Source organism: Bacillus sp. DJP31 (assembly GCF_049310945.1).
Taxonomy (GTDB): Bacteria; Bacillota; Bacilli; order Bacillales; family SA4; genus Bacillus_BS.
On sequence record NZ_JBMERO010000007.1, the window covers coordinates 100121 to 125881 of the forward strand.

The 25761-nt window shown below is 37.0% G+C and carries 24 protein-coding genes; 16 read left to right on the forward strand and 8 right to left on the reverse strand.

What is annotated here, in order from left to right; all coding sequences use genetic code 11:
- Positions 1-14: 14 nt before the first annotated feature.
- Positions 15-329 carry a PepSY domain-containing protein gene (locus ACOI1C_RS08940; RefSeq protein WP_422510040.1) on the reverse strand — a complete coding sequence of 105 codons (315 nt, stop codon included), beginning with the start codon at positions 327-329 and terminating at the stop codon, positions 15-17.
- A 174-nt stretch (positions 330-503) separates the two neighbouring features.
- Between ACOI1C_RS08940 and ACOI1C_RS08945 the strand changes: the two genes are divergently transcribed.
- The 11 genes from ACOI1C_RS08945 to murC all read left to right on the forward strand — a co-directional run bounded on the left by ACOI1C_RS08945 (position 504) and on the right by murC (position 12855).
- Positions 504-1577 (forward strand): M42 family metallopeptidase, encoded by a 1074-nt coding sequence (locus ACOI1C_RS08945; protein ID WP_422510042.1) that lies wholly within the window; start codon positions 504-506, stop codon positions 1575-1577.
- Between the two features lie 445 nt (positions 1578-2022).
- A complete protein-coding gene (locus ACOI1C_RS08950; RefSeq protein WP_422510044.1) occupies positions 2023-2523 on the forward strand; it encodes a DUF84 family protein in 501 nt (166 codons plus the stop codon).
- Between the two features lie 181 nt (positions 2524-2704).
- On the forward strand, positions 2705-3208 hold the full coding sequence (locus ACOI1C_RS08955; protein ID WP_422510046.1) for a hypothetical protein: 504 nt from the start codon (positions 2705-2707) through the stop codon (positions 3206-3208).
- 106 nt (positions 3209-3314) lie between these two features.
- Positions 3315-3623: a thioredoxin family protein gene (locus ACOI1C_RS08960; protein ID WP_422510048.1), complete on the forward strand. Its 309-nt coding sequence runs from the start codon at positions 3315-3317 to the stop codon at positions 3621-3623.
- A 305-nt stretch (positions 3624-3928) separates the two neighbouring features.
- Entirely contained in the window at positions 3929-4735 is an 807-nt protein-coding gene (locus ACOI1C_RS08965; protein ID WP_422510050.1) for a DUF1444 domain-containing protein, read from the forward strand.
- Between the two features lie 6 nt (positions 4736-4741).
- Positions 4742-5347, forward strand: coding sequence for a YtpR family tRNA-binding protein (gene ytpR, locus ACOI1C_RS08970; RefSeq protein WP_422510052.1), 606 nt, complete (start codon positions 4742-4744; stop codon positions 5345-5347).
- A 142-nt stretch (positions 5348-5489) separates the two neighbouring features.
- Positions 5490-7823, forward strand: a complete 2334-nt coding sequence (locus ACOI1C_RS08975) for a DNA translocase FtsK (protein WP_422510054.1) — start codon at positions 5490-5492, stop codon at positions 7821-7823.
- A 115-nt stretch (positions 7824-7938) separates the two neighbouring features.
- Complete coding sequence (locus ACOI1C_RS08980; RefSeq protein WP_422510056.1) at positions 7939-9036, forward strand: nicotinate phosphoribosyltransferase; 1098 nt, start codon at positions 7939-7941, stop codon at positions 9034-9036.
- A 140-nt stretch (positions 9037-9176) separates the two neighbouring features.
- Positions 9177-9512 (forward strand): cupin domain-containing protein, encoded by a 336-nt coding sequence (locus ACOI1C_RS08985; protein ID WP_422510057.1) that lies wholly within the window; start codon positions 9177-9179, stop codon positions 9510-9512.
- Positions 9513-9685: 173 nt separating this feature from the next.
- Positions 9686-11230: a hypothetical protein gene (locus tag ACOI1C_RS08990; protein ID WP_422510059.1), complete on the forward strand. Its 1545-nt coding sequence runs from the start codon at positions 9686-9688 to the stop codon at positions 11228-11230.
- A gap of 326 nt (positions 11231-11556) precedes the next feature.
- Entirely contained in the window at positions 11557-12855 is a 1299-nt protein-coding gene (gene murC / locus ACOI1C_RS08995) for a UDP-N-acetylmuramate--L-alanine ligase (RefSeq protein ID WP_422510061.1), read from the forward strand.
- Between the two features lie 206 nt (positions 12856-13061).
- On the opposite strand, the gene ACOI1C_RS09000 is transcribed toward murC, so the two are convergent.
- Complete coding sequence (locus tag ACOI1C_RS09000; RefSeq protein WP_422510062.1) at positions 13062-14177, reverse strand: aminopeptidase; 1116 nt, start codon at positions 14175-14177, stop codon at positions 13062-13064.
- A gap of 256 nt (positions 14178-14433) precedes the next feature.
- On the opposite strand from ACOI1C_RS09000, the gene ACOI1C_RS09005 reads away from it, so the two are divergent.
- The 3 genes from ACOI1C_RS09005 to ytxJ all read left to right on the forward strand — a co-directional run bounded on the left by ACOI1C_RS09005 (position 14434) and on the right by ytxJ (position 15753).
- Complete coding sequence (locus ACOI1C_RS09005; RefSeq protein WP_422510064.1) at positions 14434-14901, forward strand: DUF948 domain-containing protein; 468 nt, start codon at positions 14434-14436, stop codon at positions 14899-14901.
- Positions 14902-14903: 2 nt separating this feature from the next.
- Positions 14904-15347 (forward strand): YtxH domain-containing protein, encoded by a 444-nt coding sequence (locus ACOI1C_RS09010; RefSeq protein WP_422510065.1) that lies wholly within the window; start codon positions 14904-14906, stop codon positions 15345-15347.
- Between the two features lie 79 nt (positions 15348-15426).
- On the forward strand, positions 15427-15753 hold the full coding sequence (gene ytxJ / locus ACOI1C_RS09015) for a bacillithiol system redox-active protein YtxJ (protein ID WP_422510067.1): 327 nt from the start codon (positions 15427-15429) through the stop codon (positions 15751-15753).
- 391 nt (positions 15754-16144) lie between these two features.
- Here the strand turns inward: ytxJ and ACOI1C_RS09020 are convergent, their stop codons facing one another.
- The 3 genes from ACOI1C_RS09020 to pilM form a co-directional block, all read right to left on the reverse strand.
- A complete protein-coding gene (locus tag ACOI1C_RS09020; protein ID WP_422510069.1) occupies positions 16145-16609 on the reverse strand; it encodes a hypothetical protein in 465 nt (154 codons plus the stop codon).
- Between the two features lie 47 nt (positions 16610-16656).
- On the reverse strand, positions 16657-17106 hold the full coding sequence (locus ACOI1C_RS09025; RefSeq protein WP_422510070.1) for a hypothetical protein: 450 nt from the start codon (positions 17104-17106) through the stop codon (positions 16657-16659).
- 1164 nt (positions 17107-18270) lie between these two features.
- Positions 18271-20415, reverse strand: a complete 2145-nt coding sequence (gene pilM, locus ACOI1C_RS09030; RefSeq protein ID WP_422510072.1) for a pilus assembly protein PilM — start codon at positions 20413-20415, stop codon at positions 18271-18273.
- 174 nt (positions 20416-20589) lie between these two features.
- On the opposite strand from pilM, the gene ACOI1C_RS09035 reads away from it, so the two are divergent.
- Positions 20590-21672 carry a bifunctional 3-deoxy-7-phosphoheptulonate synthase/chorismate mutase gene (locus ACOI1C_RS09035; RefSeq protein ID WP_422510074.1) on the forward strand — a complete coding sequence of 361 codons (1083 nt, stop codon included), beginning with the start codon at positions 20590-20592 and terminating at the stop codon, positions 21670-21672.
- Positions 21673-21882: 210 nt separating this feature from the next.
- Entirely contained in the window at positions 21883-22884 is a 1002-nt protein-coding gene (ccpA, locus tag ACOI1C_RS09040) for a catabolite control protein A (protein WP_422510151.1), read from the forward strand.
- Positions 22885-23248: 364 nt separating this feature from the next.
- Here the strand turns inward: ccpA and ACOI1C_RS09045 are convergent, their stop codons facing one another.
- The 3 genes from ACOI1C_RS09045 to ACOI1C_RS09055 are packed head-to-tail and all read right to left on the reverse strand — an operon-like array spanning position 23249 to position 25714.
- Positions 23249-24406 carry an acetoin utilization protein AcuC gene (locus ACOI1C_RS09045; protein WP_422510076.1) on the reverse strand — a complete coding sequence of 386 codons (1158 nt, stop codon included), beginning with the start codon at positions 24404-24406 and terminating at the stop codon, positions 23249-23251.
- Positions 24396-25028 (reverse strand): acetoin utilization AcuB family protein, encoded by a 633-nt coding sequence (locus ACOI1C_RS09050; protein ID WP_422510078.1) that lies wholly within the window; start codon positions 25026-25028, stop codon positions 24396-24398. The genes ACOI1C_RS09045 and ACOI1C_RS09050 overlap by 11 nt, the downstream gene beginning before the upstream one ends.
- A gap of 53 nt (positions 25029-25081) precedes the next feature.
- Positions 25082-25714, reverse strand: coding sequence for a GNAT family N-acetyltransferase (locus ACOI1C_RS09055; RefSeq protein ID WP_422510080.1), 633 nt, complete (start codon positions 25712-25714; stop codon positions 25082-25084).
- Positions 25715-25761: the final 47 nt, after the last annotated feature.

The window sequence follows — 25761 nt, forward strand, 5'->3', positions numbered from 1 at the left end:
CGAATGGTAGGGCGTTACATTGTGGATTCATTAATATCTAGGATCGTTCCGTTTTCTGCATTAACAAGAAACTCAAATTGTTCCGTTTTGTTTGCAGCTGTGCGTGAAATTCCGCCTCTATATACACGATAGGTAATGCTGTTACGAACAAATGTCTCAGGCTCCATATGTATCCATGAGCCATCAATGGCACCCTGCTTTTTCATTTCTTGCTTGACTATTTTCAAGGCATACTCGGATGATATATTGGATGATGGCAAAAGTTTATTCACGATGTACGTACCAGTAATCCCGACAACGATGCCTAATAGGAATTTACGTAAGCCCATTTTGTCTCTCCTCCAATTGGCTATTACATCTTACTATACTATACACAGTATATATCAATTTATGCTTTTAATGAAGATTTGAAAGTTTGACTGGAAAGCAAACTATTTATTCTGTAAAATGGAAACAGAAGTATTTAGGTTTTCGAAATGTTTTTACATAAGGGGGATAAGTAAATGAATCATGAAACATTGCAGATGTTCAAAACTTTAACAGAGCTACCTGGTGCACCTGGAAATGAGCATGCAGTTCGCCAATTTATGCGGACAGAACTTGAGAAATATTCAGATGAGGTTGTGCAGGATCGCCTCGGTGGAATCTTTGGGGTGAAACGTGGACTTGAAACTGGCCCAACTGTAATGGTTGCTGGTCACATGGATGAAGTAGGATTTATGGTTACTTCTATTACTGAAAATGGTATGATCAGGTTCCAAACTCTTGGTGGTTGGTGGAGCCAAGTGCTACTCGCACAAAGAGTTCAAGTTATAACAGATCGCGGTCCAATTGTAGGCGTTATTGGTTCGATCCCCCCACATCTATTAGAAGAATCCCAACGATCAAAGCCAATGGATATGAAAAATATGCTTATCGACATCGGTGCTGATAACAAAGAGGATGCATTAGAAATTGGAATTAAACCAGGACAACAAATTGTTCCGATTTGTCCTTTCACACCAATGGCTAATCCTAAGAAAGTCTTAGCTAAAGCATGGGATAACCGTTATGGCTGTGGGCTATCTATAGAATTGCTAAAAGAATTAAAGGATGAGAAGCTGCCAAATATTCTCTACTCAGGTGCAACGGTACAAGAGGAAGTTGGTTTACGTGGGGCCCAAACTGCAGCAAATATGATTAAACCTGATATCTTCTTTGCAATGGATGCTAGTCCTGCTAACGACATGTCTGGCGATAAGCAAGCGTTTGGTCAGCTTGGAAAAGGAGCACTCCTTCGAATTTACGATCGCTCCATGATTACTCACCGTGGCATGAGAGAGTTCTTATTAGACACAGCTGAATCAAACAATATCCCGTACCAATACTTTATCTCCCAAGGTGGAACAGACGCAGGACGTGTTCACACTTCAAATGAAGGTGTTCCATCAGCGGTTATTGGAATTTGCTCCCGCTATATCCACACACATGCATCAATCGTTCATGTTGATGACTATGCTGCAGCGAAGGAACTGATTGTAAAATTAGTGAAATCTACTGACCAGGCAACGGTAGATTCAATTCGTCAAAACGGTTAAGTAGAGGTAGAGAAGCGATTTTCGCTTCTCTTTTTTAAGGGGAATTAGAAAACTGGATGAATATGCATGTTATCGTTAATTCGATCCTATTTTATGGATAAATATGGATTAAAGCTGATGAATCTCGATAATCGCTGATAAAACCAAATAATAGCCGATAAAACCAGATTATCGTCGATATATCAAAATAATCGCTGATAAAATTGTGAAATCACGGTAATTAGTCTTATAAAAGACTATCTGTACTCTGTCTATACCATTCGTAAATAGAGAAACTGACTCTTTATTAGAAAAGTCACATGAATTCAGGTTAAAACTTGGTTTTTCAAATTGAAAAAAAGAACTTTTTAGGTCTTACAGAGATTTTGCAGACTTCATATAAGTTATGAGGAAATAAAATTGGAAATGGACCAAATTGGCCCTTTTTTAGGAGTAGAGAAATTGAATGATTATCACTATAGGCTCAAAGAATTTTGCTAAGATAAAAGCTGTTAGAAGTGTTTTTGAAAAAGCAGAAATAATCAGTATTTCCGTACCATCTGACGTTTCAGAACAGCCTTTTTCAGATGATGAGACAATGAAGGGTGCAGTAAACAGAGCAAATAATGCAATGAAGGCAGGAAACTCGGACATTGGTATCGGCTTAGAAGGTGGCGTTGTCGAAATGTCTTCAGGAATGTATCTTTGCAATTGGGGCGCACTCGTTGATCAGAGTGGTTTTTCGGCAGTTGCTGGTGGAGCTAGGCTTAGGCTTCCGGATGAAATTGCAGACGCACTTCGAAAAGGTAACGAGCTAGGTCCGGTTATGGACGAATATGCGAAAATAAAAAATGTTAGGCAGCTTGAAGGGGCAGTTGGAATTTTTACAAACGGAAGAGTAAATCGAAAAGAAATGTTTGAGCATGTAGTAAAGCTACTTTCAGGGCAATATGAATTTTATAAGTAACTCTTTGGAATGATCGCACTCTAGTTCTTTAGAAGGATCTCTACATTTTTATTTCAAAGATAGAACTAGGTCTACTAACGGACCTATTTACAATTTTTTTGCCTATTTTCTGCTTTATGGCTTGTCACATGTTTTTTATTAAGGTTATTATAGAAGAGTGTAGGACTGAAGGAGGATTGACATGAAAGATAGTAAACTTTTATATATACTTTTTACATTGCTACTTTTAGTAGGATGTTCATCAATAGAAGATGTAGTAACTGAGACGAAAGACACTGTGAGCAAGGCTTTTGACGCAGGGTCAAAAGGAATAAATGTAGATAAAGGGAGTTTCTCTTTCTATCTGCCTGATTCGATGGAAGAAAAGAAAAATCAGGATAAGCAAGAGAATAATATAATATTAACTGAGGGGAAGCAAGCATACATACTGTTTATAAACCCACTTGAGAAAAAGGATAGTAGGGTTGTATATGAATCCACTTTAGCTGATCAAGACTATTTGCTAAACGAAACGTTTGAAAAGGACGATCAATTTGGATTCGTGCAAGTTTTAGAAGTAGACGATAAATCTTTTGAAGTAACAGTTGGTGTGGGTGGAGTAAAACTGACGACTGTAACGAAGAAAAACAATGTGGTCAAGACTTCAGAGAAAATGATGCAAATTGCGAACTCAGTCAGGAAGTAGCCCTAGTCTAACTAGGGTTTCTTTTTTTAGTAGTAAATTTTTGTAATGAACTTCGATGACCTTTATAATAATAGAAAGTCAAAGTGAAAACTTAGGAGGTCTACACATGAAAAAGTTAGAATCGATTGAACAATATAAAGAAATTATTAACGGAAAAACGGTGTTACTTTTTTCAGCGGATTGGTGCCCTGATTGTCGAGTGATTGAACCGATTTTACCTGAAATAGAAGATTCCTATTCAGCGTTTACTTTTTATTATGTGGATCGTGATCAATTCATTGACCTTTGTATTGAATTAGATGTATTTGGTATTCCTAGCTTTATCGCCTATAACGCAGGAAAAGAATTAGATCGTTTTGTCAGTAAAGATCGTAAAACAAAGGAAGAAATAGAGAGTTTTTTAAATAAATTATAAGGGTCTTCCTTATAGAAAGGCTTCTGTCGTAAACTTTGTTGCTATTTAACTAATAAGATGTGTGATTGATTTCCACTCCAGGATGCACCATTCCCCGGGGAGGGCGGTGAGCCTCCTTAAGCCCAAAGGAATAGAAGGCTATTTTCACTACCGTGAAAAAGCCTAGGTCTCACCTGTCTCGCTGCTCTTAGCAAGGAGCCCGAGCATATCCGTTCCAATCAACTTATATATCAACGGGTTGCTTTTACAAACTATCTAAAAACAACAATATTTTAGAAAAGAGCCTATAGAAAAGAGTGTTTGAAATGAAGATGACGAGTACAAAAATGAAGAACCTGCTACAAGAAAGATTGAATAATCCAGACTGGACTTTTCAATATGATTTAAAACAAGATACGCTAAGAATCATCGACATAAAGGTAAGCAAGGGCGTAACTGTATCAATCCCAGGAATTGTAAATAAGTGGGAAGAGCATAAGGAAGCAGCACTTGATGAAGTGATTTATTACATAGAAGAGTCGTTACTAGCTTTAAAAAGGGACGACCAACTTTTGGGTAAGGAAAAAGAAATATTTCCTGTTATTCGATCTACTTCCTTTCCGACTAAAACGCAGGAAGGAAAGAAGCTTCTTACCACAGATCACACGGCAGAGACTCGGATCTACTATGCTATTGACCTTGGAAGTACATATAAATTACTAGATGAAGATATGATGAGTGAACAAGGTTGGAGAAAAGAGCAGATTATGCAAATTGCTACATTTAATGTGAGGTCTCTTCCTGAAAAAGTTAAGCAGGATACTGTAGCGGGTAATATTTTCTACTTCTTTAATTCAAATGACGGATATGATGCGAGCCGGATTTTAAATGAATCCTTACTAAATAAGTATGAGAAACAAATAGAAGGAACGATGGCTATTGCTCTTCCTCATCAAGACGTTCTGATTATTGCAGATATTAGAAACGAGACAGGCTATGATATTTTATCCGAAATGAATATGAGCTTTTTCACAAATGGATTAGTTCCGATAACTGCTTTGTCTTTCTTGTATAACGAGGGAGAATTAGAGCCCATCTTTATCCTTGGAAAAAATAAACCGAAAAGAGGTTAGTTTAATATGAACCTATTTTATAATGTTGAAGGCATAGGAGATACATTTCTAGTAACTATAAAAGATGCTGACCGAGAAAATAAGACGTTCGAACGAAAAGGCGATGTAGCCCGTATTATAAATAAAGAAACGAGTGAAACCATCGGGTATAACATTTTCAATGCCTCAACTTACATGAAGATTGAGGAAGTTGGCATGGTAACGTTGACGAGAGAACTTGTAGAGACCATCCAAGAAATCTTAACGAAGAATGATTTCAATGAAGAACTAATTGTTGACTTCTCACCGAAGTTTGTAATTGGTTTAGTGACCGAGAAAGAAAAACACCCTAATGCCGATAAACTCAATGTTTGTAAGGTGGATGTTGGAAACGAAGTCCTCCAAATAGTCTGTGGTGCTCCAAACGTGGACGCAGGTCAAAAGGTTGTAGTAGCCAAAGTAGGAGCAGTTATGCCAAGTGGACTACACATTAAAGATGCAGAACTAAGAGGAGTAGCCTCATCTGGTATGATTTGCTCCGCTCGTGAACTCGATCTACCAGATGCTCCACAGGAAAAAGGGATCCTTGTTTTAGGGGATGAATATGAGGTTGGACAAGGATTTTCAAAATAAATAGAACCAAAGCCACTAGTTCTAGCGCTAGTGGTTTTTTATTTGACTATGCCTTTCGTATCGTTCTTCGATTTTCTTCCCCCAAACCCCTCATTTACTGATAGAATAAAGAATAGAAATTTGATTTTGAAAGAGTGGTTACATGATTAAGAATGTGAAGAAAATTTATAAGTATTTAGTTGGAGATGCTCCAACTGAAGTAGAAAAAAGAGGGCAATTGAAGGGGAAAGTGAACCAAGCTAATACATTCGGAGCTATCCATAAAGAAGAGAACCGTATGAATGCCCGTGTTTCCTATCAATACCCAAAAGCTAATTTTAGATTCCCTTTAATTTCGGATGATGAAGTTGAGAAGCAGATAATAAGAAAGCAACCAAGAAGAAAAGAAGAACCGATGAAAAAGGAAGTTCAAGTACATACATCCAAAAAAGTGGAGCCAAGTAAACCTAAACAGTCTTTTAAAGCTACAGAGGTTCCCTCTCCAATACACGGATATAATCAACGGAAAACAGAGCAAGAAATTATTGAGTTTGAGATAACGTCTTCATTTACGATAACTCCTGTAAAAGACTTGCATGCTGAAATAGTGACCAATGAACCAGATAATCAGAAGGTTCAAGATGACTTAAGTGATTATTACCATGTTATAAAAGATCATTCCGATGAGAATTTATATGAAAACGAATCTGTTAAAGAAGAAATAATAGAAGTAGCATTAACTGAAGAAGAAGTATACAGGGACACGACCAACTATGCTGAGGTTAAAGACGAACTGATTATTGAAGAAGAAATTCGTATTTCAGACGTTGAGGAATCATTTATTGATGTGGAAAGTCATATTTTTGAAGATGAAATTTCATTCATTGATGTAGAAGAAACAGAACCACAAAACAATTTAGAACTTCTTGTTGCAGATCAAATACCGGATCAAGAAGAAAGAAGAAATTCAACAAGAAAACACGTTCCCTTTAATGTCATCATGTTAAAACAGGATCGAGAAAAGCTAAAAGAAAAGAAAGTAGAGATCGTCAAACATTCATCTAGTTATCAATTTCCGCCACTGCACTTCTTAACGGTACCAAAGCATGATGTTACGACCGATAACAAATGGTTAGCTGAACAAAGAGAATTGTTAGATGTTACACTTAAGAACTTTAATGTGAAAGCTAATGTTGTCAATGTTACACAGGGACCTTCTGTCACTCGATTTGAGGTACACCCAGAGCCAGGTGTGAAGGTGAATAAGATCACCAATCTATCCGATGATATTAAGCTTTCACTTTCAGCAAGAGATATTAGAATCGAGGCACCCATTCCTGGTAAGAACACAATTGGTATTGAAGTGCCTAACAAGATTAGTAAGCCTGTTCTATTAAGTGAGATTATTAATAGTCAAGCATTTAGAGCTAATCCGTCTCCTTTAACTGTCGCGCTAGGTTTAGACATTTCGGGAAATCCTATTGTGACAGACTTAAAAAAGATGCCACATGGTCTAATTGCAGGAGCCACAGGATCTGGGAAGAGTGTGTGTATTAATTCAATGCTTGTAAGCTTGCTTTATAAAGCTTCTCCACATGAAGTCAAGCTTTTACTTATCGATCCGAAGATGGTAGAGCTAGCACCTTATAATCATATTCCACATTTAGTCTGTCCTGTCATTACGGATGTAAAGGCAGCGACGGCAGCGCTAAAATGGGCAGTTGATGAAATGGAGCGAAGATATGAACGACTTGCTCATGCAGGTGCGCGCGATATTAATCGGTATAATGAGCTAGTGCGAGAGCATAACGAGCCATCAGGCGAAATGCCATTTCTAGTCATTATCATTGACGAGCTAGCTGACTTAATGATGGTTGCTCCAGGTGAAGTAGAAGAATATATCTGTCGAATTGCTCAAAAAGCACGTGCATGTGGAATTCATTTATTATTAGCGACACAGCGTCCATCGGTTGATGTTATAACAGGATTAATTAAGGCAAACGTTCCAACTAGAATTGCTTTCTCTGTATCTTCTCAAATTGATTCACGGACAATCGTTGATTCAAGTGGGGCTGAAAAACTTCTCGGTAAAGGTGACATGCTGTTCCTCGAAAATGGTTCTTCAAAACCAGTCCGACTACAAGGGAATTTTGTTTCGGATGGAGAGATTGAAGCAGCAGTTGAGTTTGTGAAAGCACAGCAAAAGCCAGAATATTTATTTGAACAACAAGAACTAATTTCAAAGTCTGCTTTCATTCAAGAGGAAGACGACCTATTTGTTGAAGCATGTGAATTTGTAATTGATCACGGCGGTGCCTCGTCATCTAGTCTGCAACGAAGATTTAGAATTGGGTATAATCGTGCTGCACGACTCATTGAAATGATGGAGGATCAAGGAATTGTTTCACAGCAAAAAGGAAGCAAGCCGCGTGATGTGCTAGTTACGGAAGAGCAACTTCTAGAGATACAGGACACGAAATCGATGCCTACCTATTAAATTTGAGTAATTTCTTCTATTTCGTTAAAATATAACTAAAAACAGAGTGGGATTTTCGGGTACTTACGTAGGCAATTGTTTAGACTATGGTCTAAAGGTGAATAGGGGTCTTAAGATGAAAGAGATAGAATTAAAGCTACAAGGAAAGATCAAGCGGCTGACAAACCGGACATTTAAATTTGATGATCGAATTAAGGACGGCTGGTTTTCAGCTGTTTATTTTCTTAAAACGAAAGAGATTGTAAAAAAATATAAGCCTGATAATATAGTGACCATGCAGTTTTTTCAAAAGCAACATGGCGTTATCTGTGGGACAGATGAGGTTATCGCCTTGATTAAATCGTTCTCAGACAATCCTGAGGAACTAGAGATTTATTCCTTAAAGGATGGCGACAAAATTAGTCCATTTGAAACGGTACTTACCATTAAGGGACCTTACCAAAACTTTGGGTATTTAGAAGGTCTGATTGACGGAATTTTAGCAAGACGCACCTCCGTTTCTACCAACGTTTATAACGTCATGAAGGCTGCAGCCATTAGTGGAATTCAAAAGCCCATTGTCTTTATGGGAGACCGTGATGACCATTTCACTCAACAAGCGGGTGATGGATATGCGGCATACATTGGAGGTTCACAAGCACAGGCCACACATGCCATGAATGAATGGTGGGGTAAAAAAGGTATGGGAACAATGCCTCATGCCCTAATTCAATTGTTTAATGGAGATCTTGTAGCAGCAGCAAAGGCGTACCATGAAATGTTTCCTGAAGACGAGCTAATTGTTTTAGTTGATTACAATAATGATGTGATAACAGATGCACTTAAGGTAGCAAATGAATTTGAAAAAAAGTTAAAAGCAGTCCGAATAGATACTTCTAGAACGATGATTGACCAATACTTTGTTAGGAATCCTGAAGTTCTTGGCACATTCGATCCTAGAGGAGTCAACCCACCTTTAATTTTTGCTTTAAGGAATGCACTTGATCAAGAAGGCTTTGGACATGTAAAGATTGTGGCTAGCGGTGGATTCAATGAAGAGCGTATACAAGAATTCGAAGAACAGCAGGTTCCTGTTGATATGTATGGTGTCGGAAGTAGCCTACTCCGAATCACTATGGGCTTTACTGGAGACAATGTTGAATTAAATGATGAGTCCGAAGCTAAGGCAGGGCGTCGTTTAAGACCTAATCCAAGATTAGAACAAGTGGATTGAAAGTTTAATAATAGTGAATTAGAAATTTAAATATTATGGTAAAAATTACCTATTTTCCGTAATAATCGTTTACATTTTACGCCCATCCACTTATACTACTAATTGTAAGGAAAATTCAGAAAAAAGTGAAGGTTTTTGAAATGAGTAAGTTTAATTCACAATCTCAAAATGTATTGGAATTGATTAAGGGATTAAAGCTTGAACATGAAGAAAAACACATTACTTTAAATTCGGAAGATATGACTGCAGCTGTCTATCCATATGATTTTTATTCTGAACCAACTTTCCATCGACATAATTGTGATCAAATTTTTTTCGTCCTCGAAGGAGAAGGTGTTTTTATTCTAAAGGATGATGAAGGAACAGTTGAAGAATTTGATGTTAAATTAGGATCACACTTTGTAGTACCAAAGGATGTATGGCACGGAATGTACTGTAGAAATGAGACAAGAGCAGTGACCCTACAGGGTGAATAGTAGAACTATAACAACAGAAAAAATAGGGGCATAGATACATAGGTATAGAATTTTCTTTATATACCTTACCTTATAGATAGAAAAACGCTGAGTTTTCCCAGCTTTTTTTCTTCTTGTAGAGCGGAATTTTAATTTATTTTATGTTTACCCATTGATAAGTGAGGTGATTGTTGATGAAAAAAATTAAAGTATTAGCATTTCTCATTGCTTTTTGCCTATTCTTGATTGGGATCTCACTATATCATAATCTCCAGCTTGAGAAATCCTTACCTAGCAACGGATGGAGTAGATCGATAACATTTCCTGAATCTGTCGGAATGAGTCCTTCTTTTACATACCAGGATGGTAATGAATATCACATTTATAACCACGACAAAGAGAAAATCATACATTTTATTGTAGATGATAAACTTGAAATTAAAAACATAATAAAAATACCTATTCAACTTCCTGCATTAGCACCCTTTTGGGCAAAAGGAGAACAGATCATTTTTTATCGAAATAGTGAGATTATATATTTTGATGGTGAAAAAGAGAAACTACTATTTAAAGATGTTGAAGGAATGGCTGCAAACGAGAAAAATATTGTTTATTGGGATAATGACGAGTTATTTTCAATTGACTTAAAAACGTTAAAGAATACCTCATTAGGCAAAAGTAATTATAAAATAGATAACGTAATATTGAATAACGAGACATCTTCTTTCTTGGTCACATCAGATCGAGCATCAATTAACTTAAGAGTTACAATATTTCAAAAAATAAACGGATCCTATCAACCAACAGAAGTAGCTACAATTTCAGAGGCGGGAGTTGAAGAGGTAACTGGGTTTAGTTTTATAGAGAAAAACGATGAACTAAGTATAATGTATACCACTTTCAGTACAGCACAGCATAAACTAAATTATCGGGCATACTTCACTAAAGTCTCAATGGTTAATGACGTTGTAAAGGCTAATTTTGAAGAGATGCTATTTTATGATGAAAAATCAAATGAAAGATTAAGAAAACCTAGATTTGTTGTCATGTTCTTGAAAGAAAACAAGCCAACTATCCTATTTTCTTCTGAAGGTTTTACAATTGGAAAACGGAGAGCTATAAATATTTACGAATCTGTTCAGAAAGATGAAAAATGGATAGCAAACCGAAGAGACACTGGTGCAGGTGTGTCTGTCCAACCAGTCTACCTTCACGATGGTGCCATTCTTTGGCTAGATTATTCCGCAAAGATTTACACGCTTAAAGGAGCTTCAACAAATCCAGAAACTATTGAAAAAAGCAGGATGGTTACTTCCGATGATTGGATTAATTCATTGTCCTATAGCCTTTCAGGGATCTTTACAGGTTTACTACTACTATTCATAGGGTTATTATGGATAATAGTTCCTGCGATTTTTTTACTTATTGTTAGCTTTATAAATAGTGAACTAATAGAAAAAGGGACCAAATGGGTTGAATGGACGAGTATCGGTTTATATGTTGGAACCCAATTATTGTTTAGTCAGAGAGTGTTTAATCAATCAGTATATTCTTTTGCACCAGATTATTTGACCTTTCCAGGTAGCTTTATTATAATTCCATTGATTTTAGCTTTGATTGCCTATTATTTTACTAGAATGAGTTATAATGAAGAATGGGGAATGCTCCGTAAAATATTTAATTTTATTGGGCTGGACATATTGTTCTTGCTACTTTTAGTAGGACCTTATACCTTATAACTCGACTTTGAAAGTTTTAGTTAGAATTTAAATATATTATTTAGAAAGGGTACCAATAAGATGGTTACCCTTTTTTCAATATCTTCCTCATTTTTTGAAAATCTGAATTACCTCTAGAGCTTATTACTTTTAATGAATGTGCAATTAATTTAAATTTTTGCTACTTTTAGGGTGGATGTTTTAAACGAAAAATAATGATATAATATGGATGTATTTTTTACATACGACCATGACACGGATAATGGACAATCTCATAAACTAGATGTTCGTCATATACTGTCTTACAGTTATACCGCTCTCATTGATTCAATATTGGAGGTTCTTATATGACAGTTTACCACTTTGTAGGAATTAAAGGGTCTGGAATGAGTCCTTTAGCACAAATTCTTCATGATATGAATTACCAGGTGCAAGGTTCGGACATTGAGAAATATTTTTTTACACAAGCAGCATTAGAAGAGCGTGAAATTCAAATCCTACCGTTTAACCGTGAAAATATACAACCACCTATGACCGTGATTGCAGGAAATGCGTTTCCCGATACACATGAAGAAATAGTTGAAGCTAGTAGGAAAGAGATTCCAGTCATACGATATCATAAGTTCCTCGGGGAATTCATGAAAAAATTCACAAGTGTGGCCGTTACCGGAGCACATGGTAAGACGTCTACAACTGGTTTACTAGCCCACGTTATATCTGGTTCTTTTCCAACATCCTATTTAATTGGAGATGGAACGGGAAAAGGAGCATTAAATAGTGAATATTTCGTGTTTGAAGCATGTGAATATCGCAGACACTTTTTATCGTATTATCCTGACTATGCCATCATGACGAACATTGACTTTGATCATCCTGATTATTATGAAGATATAGATGATGTATTTGAGGCCTTTCAGCAAAAAGCCTTACAGGTTCAAAAAGGAATTATTGCTTGTGGGGATGACGAGTATTTACAAAAGATCCAAGCTAAAGTTCCAGTGATGTTTTATGGATTTGGAGAGCACAATGATTTTCAAGCTAGAAACGTTGTGAAATCAACCTCGGGCACATCGTTTGATGTGTTTGTTCGTAACACGTACTATGCATCCTTTGAAATTCCTACCTATGGTGACCACAATGTCCTAAATTCATTAGCTGTCATTGCACTATGTCACTACGAAAACATACCAGCAGAGGTCATTTCTGATCAATTGAAGACCCACAAAGGTGTGAAACGTCGTTTTACCGAGAAAACGATTGGGAATCAGACATTAATTGACGATTATGCACATCATCCGACCGAAATAAAAGTAACATTAGAGGCAGCACATCAAAAATACCCAACACGAGAGATTATTGCTATCTTCCAGCCTCACACCTTTTCTAGAACACAAACATTTTTACAAGAATTTGCTGATAGTTTAAAGCTCGCAGATAAAGTATATCTGTGTGATATCTTTGGTTCTGCAAGAGAAGAACAAGGTGAGTTAACTATTGGGCATCTTCAGGAAAAGATTGAAAATTCCAGTATTATTTCAGAGGATCATGTAGAAATTCTGAGTCAACATAAAAATGCGGTTCTCATATTTATGGGAGCAGGAGATATTCAAAAATTCCAAAATGCGTATGAAAATATACAGGTTTAATAAAAGGCTTACAATCCGTGGATTGTAAGCCTTTTTAAAAAGATAAGAAAGTATAAGTATTTTCAAACAGGGTCTATGTCTAGCTCCAGCGCCTAGCCCCCCCGAGGTCAAATAACCTGAAGTAAATAAAAATGGAAGATCACCCTTTTTTGCTTCTGGTTATTTGCTATGCCTGGTCAAAACAAGTCGCTTGCGCTTTCCCTTACTTATTTTAAATTCTCAGGATTCAACACTTCTAACTCAGGAATGACAAATCGCCCATCCTTACGAATTAATACGTCATCAAAGTAGATTTCTCCCCCGCCATATTCAGGGCGTTGGATGTTCACCATATCCCAGTGAATGTTTGAGTTGTTGCCATTCCAAGCCTCATCATATGCTTGACCAGGTGTAAAGTGAAAACTTCCATCGATTTTTTCGTCGAATAAAATATCTTGCATTGGTTGTAGGATATACGGATTTACTCCGATTGCAAATTCCCCGATATAACGAGCTCCCTCGTCTGTGTCGAAAATTTTATTGATACGCTCAGTATCATTTGCTGTCGCTTCAACAATCTTCCCATCCTTAAATGTAAGCTTTACATTTTCAAACGTAAACCCGTTGTATGGTGAAGGTGTGTTATAAGTAATAACCCCGTTCACTGAGTCTCTAACAGGTGCTGAAAAAACTTCTCCGTCTGGAATATTAAGTTCCCCCGCACATTTAATTGCAGGGATATCCTTTATGGAGAAAGATAGGTCAGTTCCAGGTCCTGTGATACGAACTTTGTCTGTCTTGTTCATAATCGTAACAAGACTATCCATTGCCTCGCTCATTTTTCCATAATCTAAATTACACACGTCAAAGTAGAAATCCTCAAACGCTTCTGTACTCATTTTAGCAAGCTGTGCCATGGATTCAGTTGGGTATCTGAGCACGACCCATTTAGTTTTAGGAACACGGATATCACGATGCACTTTTTGTCCGATCGTTCGGCCATGTATAGCCACTTGGTCACTTGGTACATCCGATTGTTCAGAAATATTGTCCCCAGCACGAAGTCCAATATAAGCATCCATTTCACTCATAACATTGGCTTCGAATTTAGCAATCATCTCATATTGCTCTTCTTTTGCACCAATTAATAGTGCACGGTCTACGGTTTGATCTTTGATTGAAACAAATGGATAACCGCCAGCCGCGTAAGCTTCTTTTACTAATGCGGTTACGAGCTCTTTTTGTAATCCGAAGTTCTCAATTAGTACCTTTTCACCTTTTTGTAGCTTACATGAATAGTTAATTAAATTTTTCGCAAGTGTATCAATTCTAGGATCTTTCATTTTATCTCTCCTCTATGTAAAACTTTCCTACAATCATATTGTAACCGATTTCTTTTGAAAATGCTTTTAAGACAATCGGAAAGATATTTATGAAAAAAATGACATTCGAGCAGGAATATGTTATTAGTAATAGAAGGGATATAGGTAGTCGATTCTATCTTCAAACATATTGAGATTAGATGTTTCAATTATATTTTCGATGGGTAAAGATAGAATAGACAAGACAACTAGTTACAAAGTAGGAGGTAACCTTTACGTGTGGATTAATTTGCTTTATGTTAGTGCGTTAATAATTGCAATTGCTTTTTTTATTTTAGTGATTTATGTTTCCAAGACGTTGACCTCACTTCAGGGAACAATAACCCAGATGTCAGGTACTGTTTCTGATCTCGAAAAACAAATGAGAGGAATCACGACTGAGACAACTGAACTTCTATCAAGAACTAATAAGCTAGCAGATGATATTCAGCAAAAGTCAGAATCCTTGAATACAGTTGTGCTTGCTGTTAAAGAAATAGGGGAAACGGTTCAACGATTTAATACATCAATTAGAAATGTATCACAGGCTATTACTCACAAGGCTGAATTAAATACTGAAAAAGTAACACAGGCCTTGCAATGGGGCAATGCAGCCATGGATGTATGGGATAAATGGAAGCAGAAAAGGAATCAAAAAACGGGTCAAAATACGACAATACTAAAAAGGGAAAATGAGGGAGGATGAAGATGATGGCAAAAAATAAAAACGGATCAGGTTTCTTTTCAGGAGCTCTTATTGGAGGATTAATCGGGGCACTAGTTGCTCTATTCTTAGCACCTAAAACAGGAAGTGAATTAAGAAATGACTTGAACGAGAAAGCAACGGCTGCAAAGAATAGATCAACAGAGCTTAAAAATACTGCTGTTGAAAAAGGTATTGTGCTAGCAGAGTATGCTAAAGAAAAATCAGCTGCCCTTTCTCAAGTGGTGCAAGAACAGTCTTCACACTTAGTAGATAAGGTCAAGCAATCTTCAGACCAAAATGATGAGGAAACGAATCGTGTACAAGAAGATACACTGGAGTTAGCAAAAGAAGGAAATGATGAAGTCGAAGGACTTTTAGTGGATGCTGTAAAGACAAATGAAGTGGTTCAAGAGGAGATTAAGGAAGAGGTAGGATTCAAAAAGTAAATCATAATTGGTATTCTTCCAAAAGGTGAAGTGTCATGACTGCTTCTCCTTATTTATTCAAAATCTTGGAGGCCAAATAATGAAAATTCGGGTATCGAGAATTGAGGACTTTAATCAAGTTGTCAAAACAATGAGCGAATTCTTACTTATCAAACATAGCTTATCTTGCCCTATTAGCACTTCGGCTTTTGAAGAATATGAAAAATTTGTTGAGGAAAGTCCGGAGACTCCAACGTATTATTTATTTGTGCAAGACGATCGTCCACTTTCGAACTATGTGGCAGAAACCTATTCGATCAAGCATGAATCTCCACAAGCCTTATTGTTTAGAGGTGGTCAAGTCGTCTGGAATGCATCACATTGGAATATAACGTATCGTTCACTTTCAGCTGCATATATTAAATAACAATTCTAACCCTAATATACATTCTATTATAGCGATTATATTTTAGAATGTTTCATAAAAACAGCTCCCATTTCAAAAAAAGAAATAGGAGCTGTTTTCTATAAACTGTAACCAAAATCACTTTACTTACTTTGTTATATTTACGTAAGCTTGCATTGAATTATAATTATAACCATGTACTATTACGTAGTAATTTCCTTTATTTAGTACTTTGAAGAAATTAATGAGTATACCTCATCTCCACCGTCATCATCACTTGCAATAAGATTAAAGTCATGATCATATAATTTAAGATAAGTGTCAGCTGATGTCGTCCCATATTTTAAAGTTTTTATATTGTAGTATGCTGCAGAATCAACAGTTAATCTATAAACTTGATAGTCTCCTGTACCTAGGTAACCAGTACTATAACTGTTTCCTGTATAAGCTTCAATATATTCTTGCTTGTATCTAAACATAGAATTGTAGTCTTTGTATCCCAGTAATATGGTTCCGCTGTCATGAAACCCTTACCATTAGCTGGTATTCCAGTAGATGGACCATAATTGTTAAAAAGTACTTCTGCTTCTATGGCTTCATTTGCATCAATATTAAGGTTAGATAATGCAGCAGAATTCCACTTGAAGTTAACAGAAACCTCTCTTGTGGTAGATATGGAAGTATTACTAAGCATTTTTGTTTTAGCAGTAGTATAATACGGTAACCAGCTATAAACACTATCAGAACCATTAAAACGATATGCTTGTTTTAAACGATCTTGACCATCACCACATTTAGGATTCGTTGCAGTTGGATTACATTGCCCTGAATTATAATTACCACCACCAACAGCTGCAGCAGTTATAACTTTTTCCAACTCTTTTTTCTCCTGCTCTTCGAATTCTTCTTTTGTTAATGAAGATTCTACAACTGGCTCAACAGTATACTCTTGTTGAAGATTCTCTTTTCTTTCCTTATTGGCCTTCTCTTTTTACTCCTTAAGTACATTAAGTAATTCTTGTCTTTCCTTTTTATTAACTTTTTTAACTTGAGATCTTTTTTCTTAGACTTCAGCTCATTTTCATATCTATCAATTTTCTCTTTTTCGTCTTCAAAGATAAATAATTCTATAGTTAAAGTTTCAATAGAGAAAGCTGTATTGTGTTGCTGGTTAAGTTCCTCAACTCGGTTGACTATTTCATTTTCAAAACTAGAAATAAATTCCTGTGTTTGAAGTTTTTCTGGATTTAAGAATCCGAAACTAACTTGATTATTATTTGAGTCTTGATATGTACCTCGTACCTCAGTTAACAATACATCATGAGATAAGAGCTCTGAAAACTCTATAAATCTCAAACCACTATCAATAGACACGTATAATTTTTTTCCTTTATACTATTATTTCTTTAGCAGTTTGGATAAATAATGGTGGGAAGAGTGTTCCTTATGTATAAAATATTTGCCTATTATCTCTTCAAGAGGTGTTGAAAGTGTATCCTCTAAATAGGAAATTAGGTAGACACCGCCAATTCGCTGATATCCAGATGCGGGCTAAAGGAGGGACAGTTCCCGAGAAAAGTACTATTATGGCCGAAGTCTTTTCATGTTACTGCCATAGATAGCCCTTGTGATTTGCCGATTTATCCAAGGATGTATCGAGCTAGTAAACATGACTCCGTCCTGTTTGTTAGTACATTTCATGATCTACAGCATTGGTACAAAAATTGGAAGATTGGTGAATGTATACTAGATTCAGCCCTTTGACGCCACTCCCATCTATGAAATGTTAGATCAATGATGTCTCTGCCATCATTGATCTAACTTCAAGGCGGTCAAAACAATTTCACCATAAAGAAATGGAATTTAGTTTTAATAGATCATCTGTCCCACTGGGCGCCAGATGATCCATTGGGGGTTTAATCAGAAAACTTATCGTAGGAAATGTAGTTGTCTAGCTGTAGTTGGTAAATGGGAGTGTCCAAATCTGAGTTCTGATTCTACATATGTTCGAACTTTTTTACAGTGACTAAGGATAGCCGTCGTCTAATTACACGAGTGATACGTGAGAGTAAGGAATGGTACAAGCGTTATACTTTACGAACTGGAGTCGAGCGTTGTATCAAATGTCAAAGTTGTTATCGTTTAAAGGATTCAAGGGTCGTAGTTCTAGACATTGGAATATTTGAAGTTATATCATCGGCATGTGTAAAGCATTATGATGAGTGGATTAAAGTAGTAGAGAAACTAAACTTTTCAAGCTTTAACCTAATTATTAAATCACCACTATCATAATAAAATACAATTTTTAAAAAAACATCATGTGCTACTTTTATGATAGTAACTTTGAAAATTCCAATTGTCTCTCAAGAATCCAGCTTTCATCCCCCCATAAGACTCAGATTTAGCTATTTAATTTCCGAGTTTCTATATAAAGATAATAGAACAAGCCAAATTTGATGCCATGGATACAAACAAAGTCATAGTGAAGTGGAGAAAAAGGAAAAAACCCACTATATGAAGTAGGTTTTTTCGGTACTTTTAACGGTCAAACACTACATCTAATTTATCACCCGTAACTAGCGGCTCATGGAAGGTAACTGCTTCTTCGTTTCGCAGCAACTTAAACCCTTTGATCCCAGTTGTTGGAATGGTTAAATCAATAAATCTAAACAAATCCTGAAAGATAAATGGTTCCACTTTTTTCTCGATCGTTTGAAGAGAATCCCCATGCTCAATTTTCATAGACTCTTGTAAGGTTTCACCGTTCCTAACAAATTCCACGTGACTTCGGGTCAAAAGTATTTTTTCCCTTCTGAAAAAGATAGGGATAGAATCATGTAGTGAAATTTGTAGATGAATAGCCAACTCCTGCACTGTTGGGTTATTAGGGTCTATAGTCGTAATTTGGTCTCCATTTTCAAAGGAGGAGCTAACTTGTACCTCAGCTCCGTTCTTTAAAATTCTACCACTACAATGAGAAAGTGAAATGGATCTCCCATTTAATTGAAACTGAAATGGTTTTATCACTTGTAAAAGCTTCTCTCGTTTAACCTCAAGTAGTAATTGTTCAATGGTTTCAGGAAAATGATAGGTAATACAGTCATGATCCAATAAAACTTCTTCACCTGAAACCACTGAATTATTTCTTAATATAGTGGCTCTTACTTCTAAGTCTGTCCCGTTTATAGTCACGTTCTTTACAGGTGCTTCATCCAGCAATTCATTTATTTTTACGATCGGTGGAAGCCCGTCTGTTCCTTTTTCTACAAACACTCGATCCCCATTATGAACCACCTCATCAAGCGTACACGGTTCTCCGTTCTTTAAAAGCTTTGGAGTGAGTCCATGGTTCCCTGGTAACGTATAGTCCTGGTCGTTTACCTTAATCATAATCGCCAAACCAGGTCTACCATATAATTTATTTAATTTAATACCAGAAGCGAGCAAGGAATCTCCGACAGTTAGTTGCTTCATATCAAATAATCGAATAGGTCTCTCGTTTACATAGACCGTTAAATATTGAACGGGACTTCGATTAGCGGCAATGGCTATTCCAATCGGAGTTACAAGCTCAGGCCCTTTTTGAAAATGCTCGGGCAGCTGTAGGTTTTGGATCGCATCAATCCCTCTAATGGCCACTCGATTTTCAGGGAGCTCTAACATATTTGCAATTCGTTTTGGGAGCTCAGGAGTTAAACTCCCACCCCCAACTAACATAACAGCTTTAGGTGGCTTTTTGTTAAGTCGAAGGATCTCTTGACAGATAGAATTGGCAAGTAGATTAATACTGTCTGAAATTTGATGGATAACTGTTTCTTTGGAAATTTTACTTTCAAAACCAAGAATGTCTTGAATGGTGATTGATTCCTGTGTATGTAAATCTCTTTTGGCTATTTCAGCAAGAGGAAAGTCTAGTAAGTATTCATCACTTATCGCCTCTGTGATCTCATCACCAGCTACAGGAACCATTCCATAAGCGACAACTGTCCCTTCATCGGTAATGGCAATATCAGAGGTCCCTGCCCCAATATCAACAAGTGCGACGTTTAATCGTCTCATAGAAGGAGGGATGAGGACATTGATTGCTGCAATTGGCTCTAGAGTCAAGGCCTCCATTTCTAGCCCTGAACGCTGAAGAGCTGCAAGTAAGGATTCAACAACAAGTCTAGGCAAAAAAGTTGCGATAATCTCTACAGAGGCCTGTCCGCCTTGCTGATCCATTAAATTCCCTATTTCTTCACCGTCTAGTTGGTAATGCATAACCGAATAACCGACACAATAATAGTGATGACTATGTTCTTCATCATGTTTAGTCGCAAGAGCAAATTGTGCTTGTTGGACAGCACTCAATTCTAAGTGAAGAATATCCTCCTTAAAGATCATCGGTTTTTGTTTAATATCTATTGTAACCTTTGCCTTTTCGGTCTTTAATGCACGGCCAGCTGCTGCTACACAAACTTTTTGTAAGGTCCCATGCTTTGCTTCAAGCTGAGTTTTTATTTCAGTGATTACTTTGGATACTAAAAGAACATCATGAATTTGTCCATCAACCATTGAACGTTCTGAATGTTCAATGGAAAGAATATCAATAACTTGATACATACCATCCACTACTTTAATTATGAGTCCAACAACAGACCTCGTCCCAATATCGAGTGCGAAGATTGTAGATTGATCTTGCATGATGCTTCACCTTCTTTATCAAAAATGCACAATATGCTTTATCACTTAAAAGCGTTTAACTACTGAAGTAAAAAATCGTGACATCCAATTTTATATCGTTTATAATAAACACTAATTACTAGAAATGTACCATACTTTAAAGATTTGTTAAACAAATAGAGAGGAATGAGAGAGATGAGTAATGCCGAGCTAGGAACATTGAGATCACAGTTGGATGATGTAAATGTAAAGCTATTATCCCTTTTAAATGAGCGTGCCCAAATTGTAAAAGATATTGGTAAAGTAAAAGAAACCCAGGGTGTAAACCGCTTTGATCCTGTTCGTGAGAGATATATGCTTGACATGATTGCCAAACAAAATGAAGGTCCTTTCGAAACGTCTACGTTACAACACTTATTTAAGGAAATTTTTAAGGCAGGTCTTGAGCTTCAAGAGAATGATCACAGTAAAGCACTATTAGTTTCTAGAAAGAAAAAGCCTGAAAATACAATCGTTAACGTTAAAGGTGAATTAATAGGAGACGGAAATGCTCACTTTATTTTCGGTCCTTGTGCTGTTGAGAGTTACGAGCAAACAGCTAAAGTAGCAGAGGCTGTGAAGAGTCGCGGCTTAAAGCTACTAAGAGGTGGAGCATTTAAACCTAGGACCTCTCCATATGATTTCCAAGGTCTAGGTATAGAGGGCTTGAAAATTTTAAAGAGGGTTGCGACAGAGTATGACTTAGCTGTCATTAGTGAAATTACGAATCCTAATGATATTGAAGAGGCACTAGATTATATTGATGTTATTCAAATTGGTGCACGTAATATGCAAAACTTTGAATTACTAAAAGCCGTTGGATCTGTTAATAAGCCTGTGCTTCTAAAAAGAGGAATAGCAGCAACTATTGAAGAGTTTATTAATGCAGCAGAATATATTATCTCAAAAGGTAACGGTCAAATTATCCTTTGTGAACGAGGAATTCGAACGTATGAGAGAGCGACCCGTAATACACTTGATATCTCTGCGGTTCCTATTTTAAAGCAAGAAACGCACTTACCTGTTTTCGTTGATGTAACTCACTCAACGGGTAGACGTGACTTATTACTTCCTGCTGCCAAAGCAGCTCTCGCTATCGGTGCAGATGGAGTTATGGCAGAGGTACATCCAGACCCGGCAGTTGCTCTATCGGATTCTGCTCAGCAAATGGACATTGATCAGTTTAACCATTTCTTAAATGAGTTGCAGGCTTTTCATGGAGTAAAAACAAAAGCATAGTAAAAAAACCTTCCACATATATCCGAGTGGAAGGTTTTTTGTAGTTGCTGCTACTATTTTGTGAATTGTATAGGGAAAACTTAGTAAAAAGTATGTAAATGCGTTGCGGATGCTTGACCAGTATCGTATCATTAAAAACATACAAAACTCTACATATTAAGGTTTTAACTGACATATAAAAGGGGAATTTGTTCTAAAGAAGGAGGAAGCATCTTGACCATTACGATATATGATGTCGCAAGAGAGGCAAACGTTTCCATGGCTACAGTGTCACGAGTAGTGAACGGAAATCCAAATGTTAAACCGTCAACTAGAAAAAAGGTTTCAGAAGCCATTGATCGATTAGGATATCGTCCAAATGCTGTTGCACGAGGACTTGCCAGTAAAAAAACAACAACAGTTGGTGTGATTATCCCTGATATCGCGAGTATCTTTTTTGCAGAATTAGCTCGTGGGATTGATGATATAGCCACAATGTACAAATACAACATTATCTTAAGTAATTCTGATCAAAACAAAGAAAAGGAATTTCATTTACTCAACACGATGCTTGGTAAACAAGTAGATGGAATTGTTTTTATGGGTGGCAATATTACAGAAGCACATGTTGAGGAATTTAAAAAATCCCCGGTTCCTATCGTGTTAGCTGCAACAATAGAAAGAAGTCAACAAATACCAACAGTCAATATTGATTATAAACAGGCAGCATTTGACGCAGTAATTGGATTACTTGAAAAAGGTCATACGGAAGTGGCCTTCGTGTCTGGACCTCTTCATGATTTAATCAATCTAGAGGAAAAGCTAGAGGGGTATCGTAAGGCGCTGACAAGTAAGGGAATTGAATATTGCGAAGAGTTTGTAGTAGAAGGTGATTATTCTTATGATTCTGGCATAGAGGCTTATGAAAAATTGAGTGAATTACCTAAACTTCCTTCTGCCGTGTTTGTTGCGACAGATGAAATGGCGCTTGGTGTCATTCATGGTGCACAGGATGCAGGGAAGTCTATCCCTAACGACCTAGAGATCATCGGATTTGATAATACACGACTCGCAACGATGGTTCGCCCTCAGCTAACGACTGTTGTTCAACCAATGTATGATATTGGAGCGGTGGCAATGAGATTATTGACAAAATTAATGAATAAAGAAAAGGTAGAGGATCATATTGTGGTCTTGCCACATCGGATTGAGTATCGGAATTCTACTAAATAGTGTAAAAAGGCTCTTAATCGTAAGATTAGGAGCCTTTATTTAGGTTGTTCTATCCTGAAATCGGCGTTTTCACTGAAGAATGAAAGAAAAGTATTGTATAATATCCATTTATAGGTAATTACTTCTATTGTATAAGTGATTATTGAAATATATCGGCGATTATCTGATTATATCAGCGATTATTGAAATATATCGGCGATTATCTGATTATATCAGCGATTACCTGTATATATCCAATATATCCAAATAACATGCTAAAAACTTCACCCTCCTTTTTGTGAACGAAACTAATCTACTATGTTGAAAAAGAAAAAGACCTTCAATTTGAAGATCCTTGCCTACTTGTTCAATACTATTTAGAGCGTTAATCTGATTTTATCGGATTCAATGCCTTTTTTACAGTTAGCCTGTTTTTCTCCGTAATTTCTGCTCTTCTCGGAATCGGTTCGACTAAATCTGGAGCGTCAAACCAAGTACTAGGTAGTGGAGTTGATGCTTTCTCTTGCCATGCTTGCTTCCATTGCTCCGGTATCTCCTCAGAATATACTCTTGACTGCTCAATCATTTCAAGCCATACCATTCCCCATGCACGTGGCACCACTCGCCATAAGTCATAGCCACCACCACCTACTGCAATCCATCTCCCTTTACAATATTGATGAGCAATCTTGTGAGCAAGTCTCGGAATAGATTCATAGATCTTCATTGAACAGGATAAATGAGTCAGAGGATCAAGGTGGTGGGCATCAGCACCGTTCTGGGTAATAATAATATCTGGCTTGAAAAACTCAGCAATTTCGACCAAAGCCTTTTCATAGGCATGTAAAAAAGAATCATCCTCGGTGAACGCATCAAGCGGGACGTTAAATGCATAGCCATACCCTTCACCATAACCTCTTTCATACACACTGCCTGTCCCAGGGAACAAATACCTACCCGTTTCATGAATTGATAGAGTGCAGACAGTGGGATCATCATAAAACGCATATTGTACTCCGTCCCCATGGTGGGCATCTGTATCAACATATAAAACCTTTAGCTGATACTTCTTTTGCATATATTTAATAGCTACTGCGATATCATTGTATACGCAAAAACCAGATGCTTTACCCCTAAAACCGTGGTGTAAGCCACCACCTAAATGAAGGGCATGCTCAAATTGGCCTGACATGACTGCGTCAACAGCAGCTAAAGTACCTCCCACAAGACGGGCACTTGCTACATGCATGTTTGGGAAAATAGGTGTATCTTCAGTCCCAATCCCATAAGATGCTGATTTTTCAGGAGCTAGAATGCCGTTACTTGCATCCTTTAAAGCTTGAATGTAATCTACATCGTGAAAAAGAGCGAGCTCTTCATCAGTCGCAATTCTTGATTCTTTCATTCGAGAAGAAGGAAGCATATTGACTGATTGAAGGAGTTCCTTTGTAAGAGTAACTCGCACTTGATTAAAAGGATGATTCTCGTTGAACTTATACTCTTGGACATCGTCTGAGTAAATAAAAACAGCCTCATTCTTCATTGATAGCACCTGGTACCCTTGGCCAAAGGACATCATATTTCTTTGTTTTAAGATCGTGTATTAAAGGTAGGGGATTCATAGTCTGGACACGGAACACGAGTGTTTTATGAGATTCATCCTTTGAAGGGTAGACTAATACACTTAAAATATTTACACTCCGTTCTTTAATAACTGAAGCTACCTCTGATAGCATTCCAGCTATATTTGGGACACGAATCTCGATTTGTGAACCAGGCTGATGGGCACCGGTTAATTGAACAAACGTATGTAGCATATCTGTTTCAGTGATAATTCCGACTAATCTTTCGCCGTCCACGATTGGGAGACAGCCGATCTTATGCTCATAGAAAATAGCAGAAGCTTCTTCTACAAAATCTAAAGGATGGCCTGTAATGACATTTTTGTTCATTACATCCTGTATTACGGTTCTATTTTCATCACCACTAGCTAAAAAATGATTATAGATATCTGAGCGAGTAACGAGTCCGATTACCAATTGGTTCATGTCTACAACTGGTAAATGTCGTATCCCATTCTCATACATGAGCAATTTTGCTCGCCCCAACGAATCAGTAGGAGATAAAGTGATGACATTCTTTTTCATAATTTCTTCAATCACCATTTAGAGTTCCCTCCTTAAAAAAACTACTATTTACAGTAAGAACCTTCATTCAACTAATACATAAAACGATGTCGGAATCTCAGTCGGTCGAACTGCTGAATTGAATCACTGCTGACTCTATCCCCAATCCGAACCATCAAGCAATTGGCAGGATGAGAGCTGATTTCTGGATCATCAGTTGCAAACCATATCAGTCCACCGGCATTCATCATTTTTTCCATGACTTTTCGATATTCCCATACATTTAATCCTGTACCTTTTAAGTCCCAGTGCCAGTAATATTCTGTTGTAATGACTAAATAATCATTCATAGCATCATCCATCATCGACACTTTAAGTAGGTTTTTACCAACAGCCATTCCTCTGTATTTAGGGATTACTTCAATGGCTCCTAGTTCAATTAAGTCTTTCATATTGCCTTCTGACCAACGTTCTAATGGGTCAGGATATACATATGTAACATACCCAACTATGGTATGACGGTCTCTAGCCACAATGATTCTTCCCTCTGGCAAACCAGCTATTCCAATCAGTGCTTTATGCTGCTGCTCGGGTAAGCGAAATGAGGTCAAGTCTGGATGGAATTCATAGGATGTTATATTTTCAACGGAAATAGGTCCTTCTATAATTAAATGACCATGTCGTGTTTTTAGTTCCATTGCGTTGTATGTTTTTTTATGAAACATCTCACCACCGCCAATTTCTATAATCTATCTTCCATTATACATGAAAA

Coding starts and splice junctions, on each gene's coding strand:
- ACOI1C_RS08940 (WP_422510040.1), bottom strand. CDS start 329: ATGGGCTTACGTAAATTCCTATTAGGCATCGTTGTCGGGATTACTGGT.
- ACOI1C_RS08945 (WP_422510042.1), top strand. CDS start 504: ATGAATCATGAAACATTGCAGATGTTCAAAACTTTAACAGAGCTACCT.
- ACOI1C_RS08950 (WP_422510044.1), top strand. CDS start 2,023: ATGATTATCACTATAGGCTCAAAGAATTTTGCTAAGATAAAAGCTGTT.
- ACOI1C_RS08955 (WP_422510046.1), top strand. CDS start 2,705: ATGAAAGATAGTAAACTTTTATATATACTTTTTACATTGCTACTTTTA.
- ACOI1C_RS08960 (WP_422510048.1), top strand. CDS start 3,315: ATGAAAAAGTTAGAATCGATTGAACAATATAAAGAAATTATTAACGGA.
- ACOI1C_RS08965 (WP_422510050.1), top strand. CDS start 3,929: ATGAAGATGACGAGTACAAAAATGAAGAACCTGCTACAAGAAAGATTG.
- ytpR (WP_422510052.1), top strand. CDS start 4,742: ATGAACCTATTTTATAATGTTGAAGGCATAGGAGATACATTTCTAGTA.
- ACOI1C_RS08975 (WP_422510054.1), top strand. CDS start 5,490: ATGATTAAGAATGTGAAGAAAATTTATAAGTATTTAGTTGGAGATGCT.
- ACOI1C_RS08980 (WP_422510056.1), top strand. CDS start 7,939: ATGAAAGAGATAGAATTAAAGCTACAAGGAAAGATCAAGCGGCTGACA.
- ACOI1C_RS08985 (WP_422510057.1), top strand. CDS start 9,177: ATGAGTAAGTTTAATTCACAATCTCAAAATGTATTGGAATTGATTAAG.
- ACOI1C_RS08990 (WP_422510059.1), top strand. CDS start 9,686: ATGAAAAAAATTAAAGTATTAGCATTTCTCATTGCTTTTTGCCTATTC.
- murC (WP_422510061.1), top strand. CDS start 11,557: ATGACAGTTTACCACTTTGTAGGAATTAAAGGGTCTGGAATGAGTCCT.
- ACOI1C_RS09000 (WP_422510062.1), bottom strand. CDS start 14,177: ATGAAAGATCCTAGAATTGATACACTTGCGAAAAATTTAATTAACTAT.
- ACOI1C_RS09010 (WP_422510065.1), top strand. CDS start 14,904: ATGATGGCAAAAAATAAAAACGGATCAGGTTTCTTTTCAGGAGCTCTT.
- ytxJ (WP_422510067.1), top strand. CDS start 15,427: ATGAAAATTCGGGTATCGAGAATTGAGGACTTTAATCAAGTTGTCAAA.
- pilM (WP_422510072.1), bottom strand. CDS start 20,415: ATGCAAGATCAATCTACAATCTTCGCACTCGATATTGGGACGAGGTCT.
- ACOI1C_RS09035 (WP_422510074.1), top strand. CDS start 20,590: ATGAGTAATGCCGAGCTAGGAACATTGAGATCACAGTTGGATGATGTA.
- ACOI1C_RS09045 (WP_422510076.1), bottom strand. CDS start 24,406: ATGAAGAATGAGGCTGTTTTTATTTACTCAGACGATGTCCAAGAGTAT.
- ACOI1C_RS09050 (WP_422510078.1), bottom strand. CDS start 25,028: ATGGTGATTGAAGAAATTATGAAAAAGAATGTCATCACTTTATCTCCT.
- ACOI1C_RS09055 (WP_422510080.1), bottom strand. CDS start 25,714: ATGTTTCATAAAAAAACATACAACGCAATGGAACTAAAAACACGACAT.